General features: G+C 60.1%; 14 protein-coding genes and 1 tRNA gene. 10 read left to right on the top strand and 5 right to left on the bottom strand.

Annotation, left to right across the window (positions count from 1 at the left end; genetic code table 11):
* Positions 1 to 28 precede the first annotated feature (28 nt).
* A complete protein-coding gene (sstT, locus tag AB5Y94_RS05160) occupies positions 29 to 1,279 on the bottom strand; it encodes a serine/threonine transporter SstT (protein WP_010634121.1) in 1,251 nt (416 codons plus the stop codon).
* A gap of 339 nt (positions 1,280 to 1,618) precedes the next feature.
* Here sstT and AB5Y94_RS05155 point away from each other — a divergent pair, with 339 nt between their 5' ends.
* From AB5Y94_RS05155 to AB5Y94_RS05140, 4 genes are all read left to right on the top strand, one after another.
* Complete coding sequence (locus AB5Y94_RS05155) at positions 1,619 to 3,547, top strand: ATP-dependent DNA helicase RecQ (RefSeq protein ID WP_368205129.1); 1,929 nt, start codon at positions 1,619 to 1,621, stop codon at positions 3,545 to 3,547.
* 566 nt (positions 3,548 to 4,113) lie between these two features.
* Positions 4,114 to 6,036, top strand: coding sequence for a PrkA family serine protein kinase (locus tag AB5Y94_RS05150; protein WP_005300364.1), 1,923 nt, complete (start codon positions 4,114 to 4,116; stop codon positions 6,034 to 6,036).
* Positions 6,037 to 6,059: 23 nt separating this feature from the next.
* Positions 6,060 to 7,331, top strand: a complete 1,272-nt coding sequence (locus tag AB5Y94_RS05145; RefSeq protein WP_010634123.1) for a YeaH/YhbH family protein — start codon at positions 6,060 to 6,062, stop codon at positions 7,329 to 7,331.
* A gap of 10 nt (positions 7,332 to 7,341) precedes the next feature.
* Positions 7,342 to 8,859, top strand: a complete 1,518-nt coding sequence (locus AB5Y94_RS05140) for a SpoVR family protein (protein ID WP_005300359.1) — start codon at positions 7,342 to 7,344, stop codon at positions 8,857 to 8,859.
* 65 nt (positions 8,860 to 8,924) lie between these two features.
* On the opposite strand, the gene fadR is transcribed toward AB5Y94_RS05140, so the two are convergent.
* Positions 8,925 to 9,638: a fatty acid metabolism transcriptional regulator FadR gene (gene fadR / locus AB5Y94_RS05135; protein ID WP_123246058.1), complete on the bottom strand. Its 714-nt coding sequence runs from the start codon at positions 9,636 to 9,638 to the stop codon at positions 8,925 to 8,927.
* Positions 9,639 to 9,971: 333 nt separating this feature from the next.
* Here fadR and nhaB point away from each other — a divergent pair, with 333 nt between their 5' ends.
* Both nhaB and dsbB read left to right on the top strand, forming a co-directional pair.
* Positions 9,972 to 11,552, top strand: coding sequence for a Na(+)/H(+) antiporter NhaB (nhaB, locus tag AB5Y94_RS05130; protein ID WP_005300353.1), 1,581 nt, complete (start codon positions 9,972 to 9,974; stop codon positions 11,550 to 11,552).
* An 86-nt stretch (positions 11,553 to 11,638) separates the two neighbouring features.
* Positions 11,639 to 12,160, top strand: coding sequence for a disulfide bond formation protein DsbB (dsbB, locus tag AB5Y94_RS05125; RefSeq protein WP_005300350.1), 522 nt, complete (start codon positions 11,639 to 11,641; stop codon positions 12,158 to 12,160).
* Positions 12,161 to 12,413: 253 nt separating this feature from the next.
* On the opposite strand, the gene AB5Y94_RS05120 is transcribed toward dsbB, so the two are convergent.
* From AB5Y94_RS05120 to uvrB, 3 genes are all read right to left on the bottom strand, one after another.
* Positions 12,414 to 13,067 (bottom strand): DedA family protein, encoded by a 654-nt coding sequence (locus AB5Y94_RS05120; protein WP_005300347.1) that lies wholly within the window; start codon positions 13,065 to 13,067, stop codon positions 12,414 to 12,416.
* A gap of 166 nt (positions 13,068 to 13,233) precedes the next feature.
* The gene (locus AB5Y94_RS05115; protein ID WP_005300343.1) at positions 13,234 to 13,491 is read right to left on the bottom strand and encodes a YkvA family protein; all 258 of its coding nucleotides are present in this window, start codon (positions 13,489 to 13,491) and stop codon (positions 13,234 to 13,236) included.
* Positions 13,488 to 15,500: an excinuclease ABC subunit UvrB gene (uvrB, locus tag AB5Y94_RS05110; RefSeq protein WP_010634128.1), complete on the bottom strand. Its 2,013-nt coding sequence runs from the start codon at positions 15,498 to 15,500 to the stop codon at positions 13,488 to 13,490. Before uvrB ends, AB5Y94_RS05115 begins: the two co-directional genes overlap by 4 nt.
* A 136-nt stretch (positions 15,501 to 15,636) precedes the next feature.
* On the opposite strand from uvrB, the gene AB5Y94_RS05105 reads away from it, so the two are divergent.
* From AB5Y94_RS05105 to AB5Y94_RS05090, 4 genes are all read left to right on the top strand, one after another.
* Positions 15,637 to 15,712 (top strand) — tRNA-Asn (locus AB5Y94_RS05105).
* Between the two features lie 774 nt (positions 15,713 to 16,486).
* Positions 16,487 to 18,172, top strand: a complete 1,686-nt coding sequence (locus AB5Y94_RS05100) for an aspartate:alanine antiporter (protein ID WP_368205128.1) — start codon at positions 16,487 to 16,489, stop codon at positions 18,170 to 18,172.
* Between the two features lie 196 nt (positions 18,173 to 18,368).
* Complete coding sequence (locus tag AB5Y94_RS05095; RefSeq protein WP_368205127.1) at positions 18,369 to 19,886, top strand: transporter substrate-binding domain-containing protein; 1,518 nt, start codon at positions 18,369 to 18,371, stop codon at positions 19,884 to 19,886.
* Between the two features lie 231 nt (positions 19,887 to 20,117).
* Positions 20,118 to 21,083 (top strand): tripartite tricarboxylate transporter substrate binding protein, encoded by a 966-nt coding sequence (locus AB5Y94_RS05090; protein ID WP_005300332.1) that lies wholly within the window; start codon positions 20,118 to 20,120, stop codon positions 21,081 to 21,083.
* Positions 21,084 to 21,132: the final 49 nt, after the last annotated feature.

The raw sequence follows: 21,132 nt of genomic DNA, 5'->3' as shown, positions 1-21,132 counted from the left end.
TTGTCGTTGTGATAGAAAGATACGGCTATCAGGCTTCGCTGTTGGGCACCGGCGAGATGTCCAGCAGGGTCTCATCTTCGGCCATGCAGGCCGCGGCGGTGAACAGCACGTCGGTGGAGCTGTTGAGGGCCGTCTCTGCGGAGTCCTGCAGCACGCCGATGATAAAGCCGACCGCCACCACCTGCATGGCGATGTCGTTGCTGATGCCAAACAGGCTGCATGCCAACGGGATCAGCAGCAGGGAGCCGCCGGCCACACCGGAGGCGCCGCAGGCACTGACGGTCGCAACCACGGAGAGCAGAATGGCTGTCGCCGGATCCACGTCCATCCCCAGGGTGTGGACCGCCGCCATGGAGAGCACGGTAATGGTGATGGCCGCACCGGCCATGTTGATGGTGGCGCCCAGCGGGATGGAGACCGCGTAGGTATCCTCCGGCAGACGCAGTTTTTCGCACAGCGTCATGTTGACCGGGATGTTGGCGGCGGAGCTGCGGGTGAAGAAGGCGGTGACGCCGCTCTCTTTCAGGCAGGTCAGCACCAGCGGATAGGGATTGCGGCGGATCTTCCAGAACACGATGAGCGGGTTGACCACGAAGGCGATGAACAGCATGCAGCCGATCAGCACCACCAGCAGTTGGGCATAGCCAAACAGGGCCTCAAAACCGGTTTCCGCCAGGGTGGAGGCTACCAGACCCAGAATGCCGAGCGGCGCGCAGCGGATCACCGCTTTCACAATGGTGGAGACACCGTGGGACAGGTCGGTGATCACCGCCTTGGTCCCCTCGCTGGCGTGGCGCATGGCGATGCCAAGGCCGATGGCCCAGGCCAGAATGCCGATATAGTTGGCGTCCAGCAACGCCTTGACCGGGTTGGTCACCACGTTGAACAGCAGGGTCTGCAGCACCTCGGTGATGCCGCCGGGCGGGGTGATCTCGGCACTGTTGGCCACCAGGTGCAGGTTGGTGGGGAACAGGAAGCTTGCAACCACGGCCACCGCAGCCGCCAGGAAAGTTCCCAGCAGATAGAGCAGCAGGATCGGCTTCATGTTGGTTTTTTGACCCTGCTTGTGGCCGATGATCGCCGCCATCACCAGTACGAAGACCAGCAGCGGCGCCACCGCCTTCAAGGCGCCGACGAACAGGCTGCCGAGCAGACCCGCCGCTTTGGCCCATTCCGGCATGAACATGGCAAGGAGGATACCGAAGACCAGACCGACCAGGATCTGGCTAACCAGGCTGGTGCTGTTGACCAGTCTTATGAGGGGGTGTTGTTGTGTCATCAAATAGTCCCTGAGCACCTAAGTGCGTGAATCATTAGTCCTGTTGGCAACCGCTACACCAGGCGACACCCATGTCACGGGCTGGCGTCGTCTGCCCCGGCAAGCCTTCTGTCGAGCCTGTCCGGAAACACACGGGGTTGCGGACAAGGAATATCCCATCTGCAGCCGCTTTTTTCCACAGAATCACTGAAAAATATCCGCTTCGCCTCACAAAAAATCTACAACACCGAGATAACACAATATCAACAACGCTCAAATGGATGCCATTTTCCCTCCCGATTGGCCGCCAGCCTCCACCCGGCGGTGGTATCATGACGGTTTTGCCGCGGAGCCTTTGCCATGATCTCATCCCTGTTGACCCGTCACTTTGGCTTCGATCGGTTGAGGCCAGGACAGGAAGAGGTGATCAGCCGGCTGCTGGCGGGCAAGAACGCCGCCGCCATCTTCCCCACCGGTTCAGGCAAATCCCTCTGCTATCAGTTGCCGGCACTGGCCCTGCCCCACCTGACCCTGGTGATCTCCCCCCTGATCGCACTGATGCACGATCAGCTCGCCTTTTTGCGCAGCAAGGGGATTGCCGCCGCCACCCTCGACTCCAGCTTGACAGCGGAGGAGAGCCGCCGGGTGATGCAGCAGGCCAACGACGGCCAGCTCAAAATCCTGATGATCTCGGTGGAGCGCCTCAAGAACGAGCGCTTTCGCCGCTTCATCCAGCAGGTGCCGCTGTCAATGCTGGTGGTGGACGAGGCTCACTGCATTTCGGAATGGGGCCACAACTTTCGCCCCGACTACCTCAAGCTGCCTGACTATCGCCGCGAGCTGGCCATTCCCCAGGTGCTGCTGCTGACAGCCACCGCCACCCCGGCCGTGATGGCCGACATGCAGGCCAAATTCGACATCGAGGATGACGGGCTCATCGTCACCGGCTTTTATCGCGCCAACCTGGACCTGGCCGTCGTCCCCCTGCCCGCCGAGGCGCGCGATGGCTGGCTGCATGGGGAACTGGCGCGCGATCCCGCCGCCCCCACCATCATCTACGTCACCCTGCAGCACACCGCCGAAGCCTGTGCCGCCCAGTTGCAGCAGCGCGGGATCAGGGCCCGAGCCTATCATGCCGGGCTCGACGCCACCTTGCGCAGCCAGATCCAGCACGACTTCATGACCGGCAAGCTGGATTGCATCGTGGCCACCATCGCCTTTGGCATGGGCATCGACAAGGCCGATATTCGCCGGGTGATCCATTACGATCTGCCCAAGTCCATCGAAAACTACAGCCAGGAGATAGGCCGTGCCGGTCGCGACGGCCAGCCTTCCCGCTGCATCGTGCTGGCCAATCGCAGCCAGTTGCCGGTGCTGGAGAATTTCGTCTATGGCGACACTCCGGATCGCTCGGCCATCGTCGCACTGCTCGAGATCCTGCTGCAAAGCGGCAGCGAGTGGGAATTCAGCCTGCTGCGTCTATCCAATGAGACCAACATCCGCCAACTGCCTCTCAAGACCCTGCTGGTCTATCTGGAGATGGCGGGCATCATAGCCCCGGCCTACAGCTACTTTGCCGAGTACCGTTTCAAGTTCGTGCTGGAGAAAGCGGAGATCCTGGCCCGCTTCAATCCGGAGCGACGCCTGTTCCTGGAGCAGCTGTTCGCCTGCGCCCCGCAGGCCCGCAGCTGGTGCACCATGGACTTCGATGCGCTCTGGCAAGGCTATCAGGGGGAGCGGCACCGCGCGGCGGCGGCCTTGGACTACCTGCAGCAGCAGGGCTGGATCGAACTGGAAAGCAAGCAGATGACCGAGGTTTACCGGGTGCTGCGCCAGGAGATTGACGTAACTACCCTGACCGATCAGCTGCACAGCTTGTTTGAAAAGAAAGAACACAGCGAGCTGGCCCGTCTGCAGGCATTGCTGGGTTTCTTCACCTCAAGCAGTTGCCTGAGCCATGAACTGGCACGCTACTTTGCCGATCAGGCCGCGCCCACTCATTGCGGGCACTGCTCGGTCTGTCGGGGCGAAGTGGCAGAGCTCCCTCCCTTGCCCGGCCGGACACTGCCCAATGAACAGGGACTAAAAGCCTGGTGCGATCCCCTGGTGGCCCTGTGTCACACCCGGCATCCGCGCATCCTGACCCGCTTTCTGTGCGGTATCGCCACGCCACTCACCACCCGGGTCAAGGCGAAAAGCCTGGCCGGATTTGGCCAGCTGGCATCCCACCCCTTCGCCGACGTCCTGGCGGCGGTTTCCCGCATTTATCCGCTCCACCACGATCACTAGCTCACCAGACAGCGTCGATTGCGCTGAAAAAATAAGACCCTCGCATTTGCGAGGGTCAAGCCAACGGAAACGTGCTTAAACAGAGCTTTGTATCGGCAACCAGCCACTCTCTTGCTAAAGCGCTGACTGCCCGACACAGGGCCAATCTAGAGCAGTCGCAATGTAGCGTCAATGTAAAAATTAGAGCTAAAACACCAAACAATTAACCTTACGTGCACGTAAACGTAATGCCATTTCTGCTGCGTGGCGCGCTCCCCCTTGCCCTGACTGCGCTTGCGACAGCCGGCCAGGAACAATGCGGTGCAGTTTCCATTTTTTGACAAACATTTATTTTTTATGTCTTTGACATTTGCCTCACTATCATGGCAAAAATAATTTAACAGTCAGTAACATAGGTGTGTCACTGATTGCGCCTTCCCGCATCGGGTCGGGAAGTACCCTTGCAAATTTAAACCAATAGTTGGTGATGGATTACTGGGGGCTGTTGACTAGGCTTAATGAGGTAAACAGAACAAAAGTAGTGATCCACTCTTTTCAGGGTAAGCGACTATAACGAGGGCAAAGTTATGGGCATCTTCGAGCATTATCAACAGCGATATGAGAAAGCCAGGGAAGAGGAATACAGCATCCAGGAGTTCCTGGATATGTGTAAGCAGGACAAGTCCTGCTACGCCTCCGCCGCCGAACGTCTGCTGACCGCCATCGGTGAGCCTGAGATGGTCGACACCTCTGCCAATCCCAGACTCAGTCGTCTTTTTTCCAACCGCGTCGTGGCACGCTATCCCGCCTTCAAAGACTTCTACGGCATGGAAGAGGCCATCGAACAGATCGTCTCCTATCTCAAACACTCCGCCCAGGGGCTGGAAGAGAAGAAACAGATCCTCTATCTGCTGGGCCCGGTCGGCGGTGGTAAATCCTCGCTGGCAGAAAAACTCAAATCCCTGATGCAGAAGGTGCCTATCTATCGCATCAAGGGGTCACCGGTCAACGATCACCCCTTCTGCCTGTTCGACATTGAAGAAGATGGCGAGCTGCTGGAAAAAGAGTACGGCATCCCGCGCCGCTACCTGCGCCCTATCATGTCCCCCTGGGTCGCCAAGCGGCTGCACGAGTTTGGTGGCGACATCACCAAGTTCAAGGTGGAGAAGGTCAACCCCTCCATCCTCGACCAGATTGCCATTGCCAAGACAGAACCGGGCGATGACAACAACCAGGACATCTCCTCTCTGGTCGGCAAGGTGGACATCCGCATGCTGGAGCACTTCGCCCAGGATGACGCCGACGCTTACTCCTACTCGGGCGCGCTGTGCAAGGCGAACCAGGGGATCATGGAGTTCGTCGAGATGTTCAAGGCGCCCATCAAGGTGCTACACCCGCTGCTGACCGCCACCCAGGAGGGCAACTACAACGGTACCGAGGGGCTCTCCGCCCTCCCCTTCGACGGCATCCTGCTGGCTCACTCCAACGAATCCGAGTGGCAGCAGTTCCGCAACAACAAGAACAACGAGGCCTTCCTCGACCGGGTCTACATCGTCAAGGTGCCTTACTGCCTGCGGGTGTCGGAAGAGGTGAAGATCTACGAGAAGCTGCTGGTCAACAGTGAGCTGACCGATGCCAAGTGCGCCCCGGGAACCCTGGAGCTGCTGGGTCAGTTCTCCGTGCTGTCGCGCCTCAAGGAGCCGGAAAACTCCAGCATCTACTCCAAGATGCGGGTCTATGACGGCGAGAGCCTCAAAGACACCGATCCCAAGGCGAAGAGTTATCAGGAGTACCGCGATTACGCCGGTGTCGACGAGGGGATGAATGGCCTCTCCACCCGCTTTGCGTTCAAGATCCTCTCCCGCGTCTTCAACTTCGACCACGCGGAAGTGGCGGCCAACCCGGTACACCTCTTCTATGTGCTGGAGCAGCAGATCGAGCGCGAGCAGTTCCCGCAGGAGCTGCATGACCGCTACCTTGAATTCATCAAGGGCTATCTGACCCCGCGCTACGTGGAGTTCATCGGCAAAGAGATCCAGACCGCCTACCTCGAGTCCTACTCCGAGTACGGTCAGAACATCTTCGATCGCTACGTCACCTACGCCGATTTCTGGATCCAGGATCAGGAGTACCGTGACCCCGAGACCGGCCAACTGTTTGACCGCGCCTCCCTCAACAGCGAGCTGGAGAAAATTGAAAAACCCGCCGGGATCAGCAATCCGAAGGATTTCCGCAACGAAATCGTCAACTTCGTGCTGCGTGCCCGCGCCAACAATGCAGGCCGTAACCCCAACTGGACCAGTTACGAGAAGCTGCGCACCGTGATCGAGAAGAAGATGTTCTCCAACACGGAAGAGCTGCTGCCGGTTATCTCCTTCAACAGCAAAACCTCGGCCGAGGAGCAGAAGAAGCACGATAACTTTGTCGAACGGATGATGGAGAAAGGCTACACCCGCAAACAGGTGCGTCTGCTCTCCGAATGGTATCTCAGGGTACGCAAGTCATCCTGACCCTGACTGTTCAAGGGGGAGTTATGGCGCATTTTATCGACCGCAGGCTCAACGGCAAAAACAAAAGCGCTGTCAATCGGCAGCGCTTCATTCGCCGCTACAAGAAGCAGATCAAACAAGCGGTCTCTGATGCTGTCTCCAAGCGCAGCATTCAGGACGTGGATACCGGCGAAAGCATCAGCATCCCGACCAAGGACATCGGCGAGCCCCATTTCCATCAGGGGCAAGGCGGTAAACGGGAGATGGTGCACCCCGGCAACGACCAATTCGTCTCCGGCGACAAGATTGACCGCCCCAAGGGGGGAGGTGGCGGTCAGGGCTCCGGTGAGGGGCAGGCATCCAATCAGGGAGAGGGAGCGGACGACTTCGTCTTCCAAATCTCCAAGGATGAGTATCTGGACCTGCTGTTTGAAGATCTGGAGCTGCCGAGGCTGCAGAAAACCCAGCTCAATCAGCTGATGGAAGTCAAAACCTACCGGGCGGGTTACACCTCCAACGGGGTGCCCGCCAACATCAACGTGGTGCGTTCACTGCAAAACTCGCTGGCCCGCCGCATGGCGCTGCAGGCGGGCAAGAAACGCCAATTGCACGAACTGGAGGATCGTCTTGCTCTGTTGGCCGCCGATCCCACCGAACACTTTGCGGAGATGGCCCAGCTCGAAAAAGAGATCCGTGAGCTGAAGAGACGGATCGATGCGGTGCCCTTTATCGACACCTTCGATCTCAAGTTCAACAACTTCGTCAAGCGGCCCGTGCCTTCCAGCCAGGCGGTGATGTTCTGCCTGATGGACGTGTCAGGCTCCATGGATCAGGCCACCAAGGAGATGGCCAAGCGTTTCTATATCCTGCTCTATCTGTTCCTGAGCCGGACCTACAAGAACGTCGAAGTGGTCTACATCCGTCACCACACCCAGGCCAAGGAAGTGGACGAGCACGAATTTTTCTACTCCCAGGAGACGGGCGGCACCATCGTCTCCAGTGCGCTCAAGATGATGAACGACATCATCAACGAACGTTACCCCGCCAACCAGTGGAACATCTACGCGGCACAGGCGTCAGATGGTGACAACTGGGCCGACGACTCGCCGCAGTGCCGGGAGATCCTGGTGCGGGACATCATGCCGCGGGTGCGGTACTACTCCTACATCGAGATCACCACCCGTGCCCACCAGACCCTGTGGCACGAGTATGAATCGGTCGCCAGCCAGTTCCCCCACTTCGCGATGGAGCATATTCGCAAGGTCGAGGATATCTATCCGGTATTCCGGGAGCTGTTCAAGAAGCAAGCGGCTTGAGGGAGGTCATATGGTAGAAACCGCAAGAAAAGTAGCGCCGCTGGACGATGGCCCGGACTGGAACTTCGACCTGCTGGACATTTACCATCAAGAAATAGCCCGGGTCGCCAAATTCTATCGACTGGACACCTACCCCAACCAGATAGAGGTGATCACGGCGGAGCAGATGATGGATGCCTACTCCAGCGTCGGCATGCCCATCGGTTATCAGCACTGGTCATTCGGCAAGCGCTTCATCCATACCGAGCGCAACTACAAGCGTGGCCAGATGGGGCTGGCCTACGAGATCGTCATCAACTCGGATCCCTGCATCGCCTATCTGATGGAGGAGAACACCATGCCGATGCAGGCCCTGGTGATGGCCCACGCCTGCTACGGCCACAACTCCTTCTTCAAGAACAACTATCTGTTCAAGGCCTGGACCGATGCCTCTTCCATCATCGACTATCTGCTGTTTGCCAAGAACTACATCACCGAATGCGAAGAGAAGCACGGCATCGACGCGGTGGAGAAATTGCTCGACTCCTGCCATGCGCTGATGAACTTCGGGGTGGATCGTTACAAGCGGCCTCAGAAGATCTCCATGGCCGAAGAGAAGCGACGCCAGAAGGCACGGGAAGACTATCTGCAAACCCAGGTCAACGAGCTGTGGCGCACCCTGCCCAAACAGCACAAGGCCTCCGGGGTAGAAGACAGGCGCTATCCGGCCGAGCCACAGGAGAACATTCTCTATTTCATCGAGAAGAATGCCCCCCTGCTGGAGCCCTGGCAGCGCGAGATAGTGCGCATTGTGCGCAAGATCAGCCAGTACTTCTACCCGCAGAAACAGACCCAGGTGATGAACGAAGGGTGGGCCACCTTCTGGCACTACACCATCCTCAACCACCTCTATGACGAGGGCAAGATAAGCGATCGCTTCATGATCGAGGTGCTGCACAGCCACACCAACGTGGTCTATCAGCCCCCCTACAACAGTCGCTACTACTCGGGGATCAACCCCTACGCCCTCGGTTTTGCCATGTTCACCGATCTGCGCCGCATCTGCGAGCACCCGACCGAGGAGGACAGATACTGGTTCCCCGACTACGCCGGCAGCAACTGGGTGGAGACGCTGCATTTCGCCATGCAGAACTTCAAGGACGAGAGCTTCATCAGCCAGTTTTTGAGTCCCAAGGTGATGCGCGACATGAAGCTGTTCGCCATCGATGACGACGATCTGAAGAACTACCTGAAGGTCTCGGCCATCCACAATGACGAAGGCTATCGTCAGGTGCGCAACACCCTGTCAGCCCAGTACAACCTGAGCAATCTGGAGCCCAACATCCAAGTCTACAACGTGGCGGTGAAGGGGGATCGCTCCCTCACCCTGCGCTATGTGCCACACAACCGGATCCCGCTGGGGGACTCCCGTCACGAGGTGCTCAAGCATCTGCACCAGCTGTGGGGTTTCGACGTGATACTGGAGCAGGACAATGGCGAACTGCCTCCCGACATCATAGGGCGCTGTCCGGAGAAGAAGCCGGTCTAATCCCCTCGCCTTGCAGCCATAAAAAAACGCGCCAATCGGCGCGTTTTTCTTGCATCAGAACAGGCTCAGTTGTCGCAGAGATTGCTCGGCATGTCCTGGCGCAGGCGGGTCCAGAGTTTGCCGGACTCGATGCCGTATTGGCGCACCGTCATGAACACGGCCTCGTGATTCTTGGTCTCGGCCAGGTCAAGCAGGGTCTTGTAGTAGGCATCCGCGGTTTCACGCGCCTGCTTGTCGGAGAAGTAGTAGCGGCCAACCCGGCTGTACAGCCCTTTGAAACCGTTCAGGATCAAGGCGTAGATGGGGTTGCCGGAGGCGAACGACAGCTGATGGTGCAACCGGTAGTCGAAGTCCGCATAGGCTTCGGCGCTGTTCTCCACCTCGGCAGCGCCGCGCAGGATCTCGGCGGCCTGCTCCGGGTTGTTGCGGATCGCGCCACGAATGAAGATGGTGCAGATGTTGGTACGCGCCGACAGCAGCTGAGCCACCAGATCCGGTACCTTGTCCTGATCGAGGCGAGCCAGGGTCTCCAGAATGTTGAGTCCCGAGGTCTCCCAGAAGTTGTTCACCTTGGTCGGTTTGCCATGCTGGATGGTGAGCCAGCCATCGCGGGCCAGACGCTGCAGCACTTCACGCAAGGTGGTTCGGGTCACGCCAATCAGCTCGGACAGCTCGCGCTCGGCCGGCAAGATGGATCCTGGAGGAAAGCGATTGTTCCAGATGGACTCGATGATGTATTCCTCGGCAAACCCTGCGGGGCTCTGCGCTTTTATGACCATGTAGTGACTCTGTTGTAGTACGTAAAAAAGGCTCACGAATAATAGCAAAGCAGGGAGGGCTGGCAAGCAGAAGGTCAGTCCTCTGCTCACATCGGCGGGGGATTTTGTTAAAAAAATGTATTTCAGCCGGCAATAGGTGCCAGCCAACCCCTGTGTTGTCCATAAAACCACCATACTCATGGGCAAGGGCGACTATGTTATTTATAGTTAATGCTCTTTTTGATTAAAATCATGAGGAATCAATCTGATAAGGGACAACATCCGGATGTTCTGGTCGAGCCTGTCTTGACTGCATAGACGCAGATACCAACCACAAAACAGAGACCCATTATTATGCCAATCAGCTTAGGGCAAGCCTTTGCCAGGAACTTTCTAGGCAACGCCCCCCAGTGGTACAAGGCCGCTATTCTTCTATTCCTGCTGATCAACCCGATCGCCTTTTATCTCGATCCCTTCATGGCCGGCTGGCTGCTGGTCGTCGAGTTCATTTTCACCCTGGCCATGGCCCTCAAGTGCTATCCGCTGCAACCCGGCGGCCTGCTGGCCATCGAGGCAGTGCTGATCGGCATGACCTCGGCACAGCAGGTCAAACACGAACTGGTCGCCAATATCGAAGTGCTGCTGCTGCTGGTGTTCATGGTGGCCGGCATCTACTTCATGAAGCAGCTGTTGCTCTACGTGTTCACCAAGCTGCTGATCCGGATCCGCTCCAAAACGATGCTATCCCTGGCGTTTTGTCTGGTCTCCGCCTTCCTGTCAGCCTTCCTCGATGCCCTCACCGTGATTGCCGTGGTGATCAGCGTCGCCACCGGCTTCTACGCCATCTATCACAAGGTCTCCTCCGGCAAGGAGTTTGGCCACTCCCACGATTACACCGATGATGGCACCGTCAACGAGCTCAATCGTCAGCACCTGGATGACTTTCGCGCCTTCCTGCGCAGCCTGATGATGCATGCCGCCATCGGTACTGCCCTCGGTGGTGTCTGCACCCTGGTGGGAGAGCCGCAGAACCTGATCATCGGTGAACAGGCCGGCTGGAACTTCGTCGAATTCGCCATTCGCATGTCTCCGGTCACGGTTCCGGTGTTTATCTGCGGTCTGCTGACCTGCGTCCTGGTCGAAAAGTGTCGCTGGTTTGGCTATGGCGCCAAATTGCCGGACGCGGTACGTCGCATCATGGAGGATTACAACCGTTATGAAGAGGCCGAGCGCACCGCTCAGGACAAGGCCAAGCTGATCGTGCAGGCGGTGATCGCCCTCTGGCTCATTCTGGGGCTTGCTCTGCACCTGGCGGCGGTGGGCCTCATCGGCCTGTCAGTCATCGTGCTGGCCACCTCCCTCACCGGCATCACCGAAGAGCACTCCCTCGGCAAGGCATTCCAGGAGGCACTGCCCTTTACCGCCCTGCTGGCCGTCTTCTTCAGCGTGGTCGCCGTCATCATCGATCAGCAGCTGTTCAAGCCGGTGATCCAGTGGGTGCTGGCGGCCGAACCCGACGCCCAGCTCGCGCTCTTCTACCTGGCCAACGGCCTGCTCTCCATGGTCAGTGACAACGTCTTCGTCGGCACCGTCTACATCAACGAGGTGAAGACCGCCCTGCTCAACAATGCCATCAGCCGCGAGCAGTTTGAGCTGCTGGCGGTGGCCATCAACACCGGTACCAACCTGCCGTCGGTAGCCACCCCCAACGGCCAGGCCGCCTTCCTGTTCATGCTGACGTCGGCACTGGCGCCGCTGCTGCGCCTCTCCTACGGCCGGATGGTGTGGATGGCGCTGCCCTATACCCTGGTGCTGGGTCTGGTGGGTTTCTTCTCGGTGGAGTTTCTGCTCGGCCCGCTTACCGACTGGTACTATCAGGCCGGCTGGCTGACGCTCGACAACGCCGCGCCTGCGGTACTGTCCGCACTCTACTGAGTGCCATGAGGGCCCGCCTGGGCCCTTTCTTTTTGGCCCCTGCTCTGCTCTAATTCAGCCACTGTTTTTTCTGTGAGATCAACCAGATGATTGAGTTTCTGCGCCGTATAGCCGCCCATCGCCTGGCATGGGGCCTGCTTGCAGCCTCCGCCCTGTTCCTCGAGTTGAGCGCCCTCTTCTTCCAGCACGTGCTGGGTCTGCATCCCTGCGTCATGTGCATCTATGAGCGGCTCGCCACTCTCGGGGTCCTCATGGCGGCGCTGCTCGGCATGGTGGCTCCGCAGAAATGGTATGTGCGCTGGAGCGCCCTGCTGATGTGGGGCGCCAGTGCCTTCTGGGGCCTGAAGCTGGCGCTCAAGCATGTGGACTATCAGGTGAACCCCTCTCCCTTCAATGTCTGCGAAGGGTTTGTCGACTTCCCGAGCTGGGCACCGCTGGATCAGTGGATCCCCTGGATGTTCTTCCCGGATGGCGACTGCAGCGAGGTCAGCTGGCAGTTCCTGAGCTTCTCCATGCCCCAGTGGCTGGTGGCCATCTTCGCCGCCTACTTGCTGGTGTTCGTTGTGGTGGCCATCGGCAACCTGGTCAAGGGGCGCTGCTGCAACTAGGTCGGATCAACATCATCCGTCGCGAAAAGGGAGCCAGTGGCTCCCTTTTTCATGAAGACTGCGGGCGGCGTCTTGAGCTCTGATATCGCTCTTCAACGTCTCGCTCCCCTGCCAGCCATCCTGGTGACTGCCTGCTTGCTCGCCGATTGGCCTTTCCTCCAGGCTCATCAGTGAGAAATCAGTAATCAGCACCATGCTCAAACAAAAAAGGGAGCCTGCGGCTCCCTCTCATGACACGGCCAACAAGGCTGACTCAGGAAGCCACCTTGCCGGCGTTGAGCTTGGCTTTCACCATGCCGATCACCATGGGCAGCAGCGAGATACCGATGATGCCGAAGATGAGCAGGGTAAAGTTCTGACGCACCACCGGCAGGTTGCCGAAAAAGTGGCCGGCGTAGACAAAGGAGATCACCCACAAGAGCCCTCCCACCAGATTGAACGCCAGGAAGCGCGGATAGGTCATGGCCCCCATGCCCGCCACGAAGGGGGCGAAGGTGCGCACTATGGGCAGGAAGCGGGTGATGATGATGGTCTTGCCGCCGTGTCTGGCGTAGAAGGCGTGGGTCTTGTCCAGATAGTCCCGCCGGAAGATCTTGGAGTCCGGGTTGCGAAACAGCTGCTCGCCGAAGAAGTGACCTATGGTGTAGTTCACCACGTTGCCGAGCACGGCAGCGATGATCAACACGGCCGCCAGGGTGTGCACGTCCAGCACGCTGCCCACGGTGAGGGCACCGGCGGCAAACAGCAGGGAGTCACCCGGCAGGAAGGGGGTGACCACCAGTCCGGTCTCGCAGAAGATGATGAGAAACAGGATGGCGTAAACCCAGATACCGTAGTTTTCAAACAGCTCTTTCAGATGCACGTCAACGTGCAGGATAAAGTCGATTGCAAAGAGGATCAGATCCATTTTTCCATACTCATAATGTGAACGGCGTGGAGTCTACGCCAATGCCAGGCAGGCCACAATCGCTGTGGAGTGCCTCCTGTGCTCGCCGCCAGGCGTCGCTCGAATGAAACCCTTTATCCCGCCTCAGCCTCCCCCCGATATCGCAAACCTGTCGTGCCCTGACCGCTCAGGAGGCGCTCTCCAGATCCTTGCGCACCGGCGCCGGCAGACAGCGCTCCCAGCCCCACAGGAGGAGCAACAGCAGGGTGGCATCATCGAGCCAGCCGACCAGCGGCACCAGGTCGGGCACCAGATCCACCGGGCTGATGCCGTAGAGCAGCACCAGGATCACCAACCCCCTGGCCCACCAGGGGGTGGCAGGATGGCGAAAGCCCTGATAGAGGCGACGCAAGCGCCGCCAGATGAGCCAGCGTCGGGCGCTCATGACTCGATCAGCTCGCCGCGCAGCCGCTGGATCTGATCCCGCAGCGCCGCCGCCTGCTCGAACTCCAGATCTCGCGCATGCTGGAACATCTGCTCCTCCATTCGTTTGATCTCCTTGGCGATCTCGCTGGCGGAGCGGGCGTGGTACTCCCCTTGCGGCTCGGCGGCCTTGCGGCTCCCCTTGCCGGCCTTGCCCGCGGTGCGGCTGCCCCCCATGTCCATCACATCGCCGACGGACTTGTTGAGCCCCTTCGGCGTGATGCCGTGCTCCAGGTTATGGGCGTGCTGCAGGGCGCGGCGCCGCTCGGTCTCTTCAATGGCGACCTTCATGGAGTTGGTGATAGTATCCCCGTAGAGGATCACCTTGCCGTTGAGGTTGCGCGCCGCCCGACCTATGGTCTGGATAAGCGAACGGGTGGAGCGCAGGAAGCCCTCTTTATCAGCATCCAGGATGGCCACCAGGGAGACCTCCGGCATGTCGAGGCCTTCGCGCAGCAGGTTGATGCCCACCAGCACGTCGAATTTGCCAAGGCGCAGGTCGCGGATGATCTCCACCCGCTCCACGGTATCGATGTCGGAGTGCAGATAGCGCACCCGCACCTCGTGATCCGCCAGGTATTCGGTCAAGTCCTCCGCCATCCGCTTGGTGAGGGTGGTGACCAGCACCCGCTCCTCCACCGCCACCCGCTTGCGGATCTCGGAGAGCAGATCGTCCACCTGGGTGCTGACCGGCCGCACTTCCACCTCGGGGTCAAGCAGACCGGTGGGGCGCACCACCTGCTGCACCACATCGCCGCCGGATTTGTCCAGCTCGTAGGGGCCCGGGGTCGCCGAGACGAACACCGTCTGCGGCATCAGCGCCTCGAACTCGTCGAACTTGAGCGGCCGGTTGTCCAGCGCCGACGGCAGCCGGAAGCCGTACTCCACCAGGGTCTCCTTGCGGGATCTGTCCCCTTTGAACATGGCGCCGATCTGCGGCACGGTGACGTGGGATTCGTCGATGATGAGCAGGCCATCCCCCGGCAGGTAGTCGAACAGGGTGGGCGGCGGTTCCCCCGGCGCGCGGCCGGAGAGGTAGCGGCTGTAGTTCTCGATGCCGGAGCAGTAACCCAGCTCCTGCATCATCTCCATGTCGAACTGGGTGCGCTGGCTGATGCGCTGCTCTTCCACCAGCTTGTTGAGGGACAACAACTGCTCGCGCCGCCCCTTGAGCTCCTCCTTGATGTGCTCGATGGCCCCCAGGATGGTCTCGCGCGGGGTGGCGTAGTGGGTCTTGGGGTAGATGGTGTAGCGCACCACCGTCTGCTCGATGGCACCGGTCAGCGGATCGAACAGGGAGAGCCGCTCCACCTCTTCGTCAAACAGCTCCACCCGCAGGGCCAGCTTGTCCGACTCGGCGGGGTAGATGTCCATCACCTCCCCCCGCACCCGGAAGGTGCCGCGCTGGAAGGCCATGTCGTTGCGGGTGTACTGCAGCTCGGCGAGGCGGCGCAATATGTCCCGCTGGTTGATGACGTCCCCCACTTTGAGGTGCAGCATCATGCTGAGGTAGGCCTGCGGATCCCCCAGGCCGTAGATGGCCGACACCGAGGCGACGATCACCACGTCGCGCCGCTCCAGCAGCGCCTTGGTGGCCGACAGCCGCATCTGCTCGATGTGATCGTTGATGGAGGCATCCTTCTCGATGAAGGTGTCGGTGGTCGGCACATAGGCCTCGGGCTGGTAGTAGTCGTAATAAGAGACGAAATACTCCACCGCGTTGTCGGGGAAGAACTCCTTCATCTCGCCATAGAGCTGGGCCGCCAGGGTCTTGTTGGGAGCCAGGATCATGGTGGGACGATTGAGGGTCGCGATGACGTTGGCCATGGTGAAGGTCTTGCCCGAGCCGGTCACCCCGAGCAGGGTCTGATGGGCGAGGCCAGACTCGATGCCGTCGAGCAGCTGGGCGATGGCCCTCGGCTGATCCCCGGCGGGTTGAAACTGGCTGGCCAGCTTGAATAACTTGCTCATGACGACTCCCGGCAAAAAATACGCAAGAGCAGAAGTGTACTCCGAGATGGGGTGGCCTGGGTATCCACTCTGGCAGCAGAAGCGGCTATTGACCTCGAAATGCGACCTCTGTATGATGCTCCTCCTTGCCTGATGTTCCCCCGTAGTTCAGTCGGTAGAACGGCGGACTGTTAATCCGTATGTCACTGGTTCAAGTCCAGTCGGGGGAGCCAATTCCTCACCATCTCGGTGCAAGTTATCCACTTTAGTGCTTTCCTCTACCAATTTTAATGCACAAGCCGCACCCTGCGGTGACCTCTCCCTTTTTCTCCCCCATCCGCCTCGACAGCGTTTTGTTCTGCTGCGCGTAACTATTTGATTTTTATAGAAACAATCTTTATCTGGTATTTTTTGAACAGCCCTTGCAGCCCAGTATTGGCGCGGGCTACAGCCTGATCACCAAGTTTCATGAACAGGGTTATCCACAGTTTCTGTGGGTAAGTAGGCCAAAGCCAATGACGGCCTAGGCTGGCAGGCCATTGCCGGCAAGGCCGGCACGTTTGACTCGCCAACCTCATTTTCTGCTGTTTTTGCCGCGCCCCCCGAATGGGTCGCCAGTGCCCCCATCAGATGCTTTTTACAGATATCTTTTCGCCATCCCGCCACGGATGGGTCACCCTGCACGGGCGGGCCGCGACCAACCGCCAGACTCATCCCATTCCCATCAGTCAAAAATGCTGCCAGAGAGCCAAATCAGCCGACCAAACAGCAGAGCGTAAAATTTCAAGCGGCCCCCAAAGACGAGGATCACAGATAGCAGGAATCACTAATTGACAACGGGGCTGACAGAGGGAAATAGAGGTCATTGCCGCAGGTGCCCCGCAGTTTCCCTCATGACCCCCATGGCGGTGGCGGGTTAGTACCGATTAATGCGCCTTTGACGCTTCTTTATTGGTGAGGGATCCGGCACAATGTCGGCCCCACTTTTTTCCTCGGTTTTTCCGGGCATGACCATAGATTTCGTGACACTGCTACATCAAAGCGACTCCCTGCTGCTGTTCGTGGTACTGGCCTTCGGCCTGCTGCTCGGTAAAGTCAGGTTCGGCAACTTCCAGATCGGCAACACCATAGGCGTGCTGTTTACCGCCCTGCTGTTCGGCCAGATGGGCTTCGAATTCAGCACCACCACGGAGAACGTCGGCTTCATGCTGTTCATCTTCTGCGTGGGGATCGAAGCGGGGCCGCACTTCTTCAGCGTCTTCCTGCGCGACGGCATCCACTACATCACCCTGACCCTGGTGATCCTGCTGACCGCCCTCTTCCTTACCGTGGGACTGGCCAAGTTCTTCAACCTGGGGCCGGGCATGGCCGCCGGCATCCTGGCCGGTTCGCTCACCTCGACCCCGGCGCTGGTGGGGGCTCAGGATGCCCTGCGCAGCGGCCTGCTCAATCTCCCCCATCAAACCGACATGCAGTCGGTGCTCGACAACATGGGCATCGGCTATGCCCTGACTTATCTGGTGGGACTGGTGGGCCTGATGATGGTGGTGCGCTACCTCCCCTCGCTGGCACGGCTCGACCTCAACACCGAGGCGCAGAAGATCGCCCGCGAGCGCGGTCTCTCCGACAACGAGAGCCGCAAGACCTACCTGCCCATCATCCGCGCCTACCGGGTCGGCCCCGAACTGGCGGCCTGGATCGGTGGTCGCACCCTGCGCGAGACCGGTATCTATCCTCACACCGGCTGCTACGTGGAGCGGATCCGCCGCAACGGCATCCTGGCGAGTCCGGATGGTGACGCCGTCATTCAGGAAGGGGACGAGATCGCCCTGGTGGGCTACCCAGAGAGTCACGAGAAGCTCGACGTCAACTACCGCAACGGCAAGGAGGTGTTCGACCGCAACCTGCTTGACCTGCAGATCGTCACCGAAGAGATCGTGGTGAAGAACGACGCCGTGGTGGGTCGCCATCTGGTGGAGCTCAACCTCACCGAGAAGGGCTGCTTCCTCAACCGGGTGGTGCGCTCCCAGATCGAGATGCCGTTCGATCGCAACATCATGCTGCAAAAGGGCGACGTGCTGCAGATCAGTGGCGAGAAGCAGCGGGTCAAGCTGCTGGCCAACAAGATCGGCTTCATCAGCATTCACAGCCAGACCACGGATCTGGTGGCCTTCACCACCTTCTTCGTGCTGGGCCTGCTGATTGGCTCCGTCTCCCTGGTGTTCGGCCAGCTGGAGTTTGGCCTCGGCAACGCCGTCGGCCTGCTGCTGGCGGGGATCCTGATGGGCTACCTGCGCGCCAACCACCCCACGGTCGGCTATGTGCCGCCGGGCGCCCTGCGACTGGCCAAGGATCTCGGCCTTGCCGTCTTCATGGTGAGCACCGGCCTCAAGGCGGGGGGCGGCATCCTGGATCACCTGAGCGAAGTGGGGATGGTGGTGCTCTTCTCCGGCATGCTGGTGACTACCTTGCCGGTGCTGGTGGGCTACCTGTTCGGCGTCTGGGTGCTGAAGATGAACCCGGCCCTGTTGCTCGGCGCCATCACCGGGGCCCGTACCTGCGCCCCGGCCATGGACGTGGTGAACGAGGCGGCCAACAGCTCCATCCCGGCGCTCGGCTATGCCGGCACCTATGCGGTGGCCAACGTCATGCTGACCCTGGCAGGCTCCTTCATCATCGGCTTCTGGTTCTAGCGCCGACCAAGTACCCTCAAAGGGGAGCCACTGAGGCTCCCCTTTTTATTCTCTGCTCTGTTCCCCACTTCCCCGCTGCCTGCCCTCTCATCGGATAGGGCCTATGGTGCTATCCACCCCCCGCCGAGCAAACCCAATGAGCTAAAGCGCCCGCCCCATGCCGCTTACACTCAATGAAACAGACGAGGGCAGTATCATGACGCGGTTATGGATCCTCCTCCTGTGCGGACTGCTGTGCGGCCCGCTGCAGGCCGCAACGCCAACGCAGGCCGACGCTGAACCGGCCGCACTGACGTTCAACAGCGACCAGCTGGCCCAGCCCCAGCTTGGCGATCTCGATGCCATGCTGGCACGGCGCTCCATCCGGGTGCTCACCACCTACAACAAGACAGGTTACTTCATCGACAAGGGGATACAGCGGGGCGTCACCTACGACGCCTTCATGTTGCTGGAGAAGCGGCTCAACGAGCAGTTGCGCAAGCAAAAGAACCTCAAGCGCCATCTCAAGCTGCACCTGATCTTCATCCCGGTGGCGCGCGAAGCCCTGCTGGATGCCCTCATCGCGGGCAAGGGTGACATCGCCGCCGCCAACCTCACCATCACGGACAAGCGCAAGGAGCAGGGCGTGGCATTCACCGCCCCCCTGCTCGACAACGTGCGGGAGCTGCTCATCTCCGGCCCCCTCTCCCCCAAGGTGGAAAGTGCCGCCGACCTGGCCGGTCAGCGCATCTACGTGCGCCCCTCCTCCAGCTACTTCGAGAGCCTCATGGCCTACAACCAGGCACTCAAGGCGGCGGGAGAGCCGCTCATCGACATTCAGCCGGCCCCCGAGGCACTGGAGGACGAAGATCTGGTGGAGATGGTCAACGCCGGCCTGCTCCCTTTCATCGTCATGGACGAGCACAAGGCGCGCTTCTGGCGGAAAATCTTTCCCGCCATCCGGATCCATGAACAGCCGGTGTTCCGGCAAGGGGGTGTCATCGCCTGGGCGGTGCGCAAAGAGAGCCCGCAACTGCTGGCCATGCTCAACAAACAGATCAAGGCGCTGCGCGGCAAGGCGACCGGGGACGAGCTCCTCGCCCGTTATCTCAAGCAGAACAAGTTCGTCAAGAGCGCCGCCGCCGAGGCCGAGCGCAAGAAGTTTCTGCAGGTGGTGGATCTGTTTCGCGCGTATGGCGAGAAATACGAGGTGGACTGGCTGCTGATGGCTGCCCAGGGTTATCAGGAGTCGGCCCTCAACCATCAGGCGCGCAGCCACGTCGGCGCCATCGGCATCATGCAGATCATGCCCGCCACCGGCAAGGGCCTGAAGGTGGGCGACATCCGCCAGCTCGAGCCCAACATCCATGGCGGCGTCAAATACATGCGCTGGATGATCGACCACTACTATGCGGACGAGCCCATGACCGCCCTCGACAAGGCGCTCTTCTCGTTCGCCTCCTACAATGCCGGCCCCGCCCGGGTGGCGCGGCTGCGCACCGAGGCCAAGAAACGGGGGCTGGATCCCAACGTCTGGTTTCACAACGTCGAGTACGTGGCGGCGGAGAAGATAGGGCCCGAGACCGTGACCTACGTGGGCAACATCTACAAGTACTACATCGCCTACAAGCTGGTGGTGGAGCAGATGCAGCGCAAGCAGCAGGCGAGCGAAGCCCTCAAGCAGCAGGGAGCCAGCGGCGACCAGGTCTCCGCCGCCCCCGCATCACAGGGATAAGTCAGCCCCCTCTTTCGCGAGGCTCCCCTTCTGACGGGGAACCTCGCGCCTTTTCAGCCGGAGGCGCAGTGCAACCTGCCCCCTTCCGGCCTGCCATGAGCGAGCAGTACTCCCTGTCGTGACCAGAATGAACAAAATGGCCACAACAGCCTTAATAGCCATTACGGTCAGATTGTTTTCCAGCCAGACATGATTAATTAACCTTCCTGCAACAATCACAAGGAGAGCACCATGTTGCAAGGAACCTTCAAGCGCACCCTGATCGGTAGCCTGCTCGCACTGAGCTTCGGCGCCCACGCCCAGATCAACGAAGTCCACTTCCTGATCCCGGGTGGCGCCGGCGGCGGCTGGGATACCACGGCCCGCGGCACCGGTGAAGTGCTGGCCAAGTCCGGTCTGGTCAAGACCGTCTCCTATCAGAACATGTCCGCCGGTGGCGGCGCCAAGGCCATCGCCCACCTCATCGAGACCTCGGCCCAGTCCGACAAGACTCTGATGGTCAACTCCACCCCCATCATCGTCAAATCCCTCTCCAAGGAGCTGCCCCAGTCCTTCCGTGATCTGACCCCGGTGGCCGCCATCATCGCCGACTACCAGGCGCTGGCGGTCAAGGCGGACTCCCCTTATCAGAACTGGGCCCAGCTGCTGGCCGCCTACGAGGAGAACCCGGCCAAGGTGAAGATCGCCGGTGGCTCGGCCCGTGGCAGCCTGGATCACCTGGTCGCCGCCCTGACCTTCAAGAACGCCGGTGCCGACGCCAGCAAGCTGCGCTACGTCGCCTACGATGCCGGCGGCAGCGCCATGGCCGCCGTGCTGGCCGGGGAGACCCAGGCCATCTCCACCGGCTTTGGCGAGGCGATGGAAGCGGTCAAGTCGGGCCAGATGCGGATCCTCGGGGTCACTTCCGACAAGCGCCTGCCAGGGGCGGAGCAGATCCCCACCTTCAGCGAGCAGAACAACCCCACCGTCTTCGCCAACTGGCGCGGTTACTTCGCCTCCCCCACCATCAGCCCGGAAAAGTCCGCCGAGTTTGCCGCCCTGCTCAAGCAGATGTACGACAAGCCGGAGTGGGAAGTGGTCCGCAGCCGCAACAGCTGGACCAACCTCTACAAGTCCGGTCCCGAGTTCACCGCCTTCCTCGACGGCCAGGAACAGCAGATCGGCGGCCTGATGCGCGAGCTCGGCTTCATCAAGTAACCCTCGTTGTCACATCGCAGGCGGGCGCAGGCCCGCCGCTCATGTTGGA

Source organism: Aeromonas sp. s5 (genome assembly GCF_040907865.1).
In the GTDB taxonomy this organism is placed as follows: Bacteria; Pseudomonadota; Gammaproteobacteria; order Enterobacterales; family Aeromonadaceae; genus Aeromonas; species Aeromonas dhakensis.
This window is presented reverse-complemented; position numbering and strand designations above follow the sequence as displayed.

Excerpts from the sequence above, each read along its gene's own strand:
- sstT (WP_010634121.1), bottom strand. The coding sequence starts at position 1,279 with ATGACACAACAACACCCCCTCATAAGACTGGTCAACAGCACCAGCCTG.
- AB5Y94_RS05155 (WP_368205129.1), top strand. The coding sequence starts at position 1,619 with ATGATCTCATCCCTGTTGACCCGTCACTTTGGCTTCGATCGGTTGAGG.
- AB5Y94_RS05150 (WP_005300364.1), top strand. The coding sequence starts at position 4,114 with ATGGGCATCTTCGAGCATTATCAACAGCGATATGAGAAAGCCAGGGAA.
- AB5Y94_RS05145 (WP_010634123.1), top strand. The coding sequence starts at position 6,060 with ATGGCGCATTTTATCGACCGCAGGCTCAACGGCAAAAACAAAAGCGCT.
- AB5Y94_RS05140 (WP_005300359.1), top strand. The coding sequence starts at position 7,342 with ATGGTAGAAACCGCAAGAAAAGTAGCGCCGCTGGACGATGGCCCGGAC.
- fadR (WP_123246058.1), bottom strand. The coding sequence starts at position 9,638 with ATGGTCATAAAAGCGCAGAGCCCCGCAGGGTTTGCCGAGGAATACATC.
- nhaB (WP_005300353.1), top strand. The coding sequence starts at position 9,972 with ATGCCAATCAGCTTAGGGCAAGCCTTTGCCAGGAACTTTCTAGGCAAC.
- dsbB (WP_005300350.1), top strand. The coding sequence starts at position 11,639 with ATGATTGAGTTTCTGCGCCGTATAGCCGCCCATCGCCTGGCATGGGGC.
- AB5Y94_RS05120 (WP_005300347.1), bottom strand. The coding sequence starts at position 13,067 with ATGGATCTGATCCTCTTTGCAATCGACTTTATCCTGCACGTTGACGTG.
- AB5Y94_RS05115 (WP_005300343.1), bottom strand. The coding sequence starts at position 13,491 with ATGAGCGCCCGACGCTGGCTCATCTGGCGGCGCTTGCGTCGCCTCTAT.
- uvrB (WP_010634128.1), bottom strand. The coding sequence starts at position 15,500 with ATGAGCAAGTTATTCAAGCTGGCCAGCCAGTTTCAACCCGCCGGGGAT.
- AB5Y94_RS05100 (WP_368205128.1), top strand. The coding sequence starts at position 16,487 with ATGACCATAGATTTCGTGACACTGCTACATCAAAGCGACTCCCTGCTG.
- AB5Y94_RS05095 (WP_368205127.1), top strand. The coding sequence starts at position 18,369 with ATGACGCGGTTATGGATCCTCCTCCTGTGCGGACTGCTGTGCGGCCCG.
- AB5Y94_RS05090 (WP_005300332.1), top strand. The coding sequence starts at position 20,118 with ATGTTGCAAGGAACCTTCAAGCGCACCCTGATCGGTAGCCTGCTCGCA.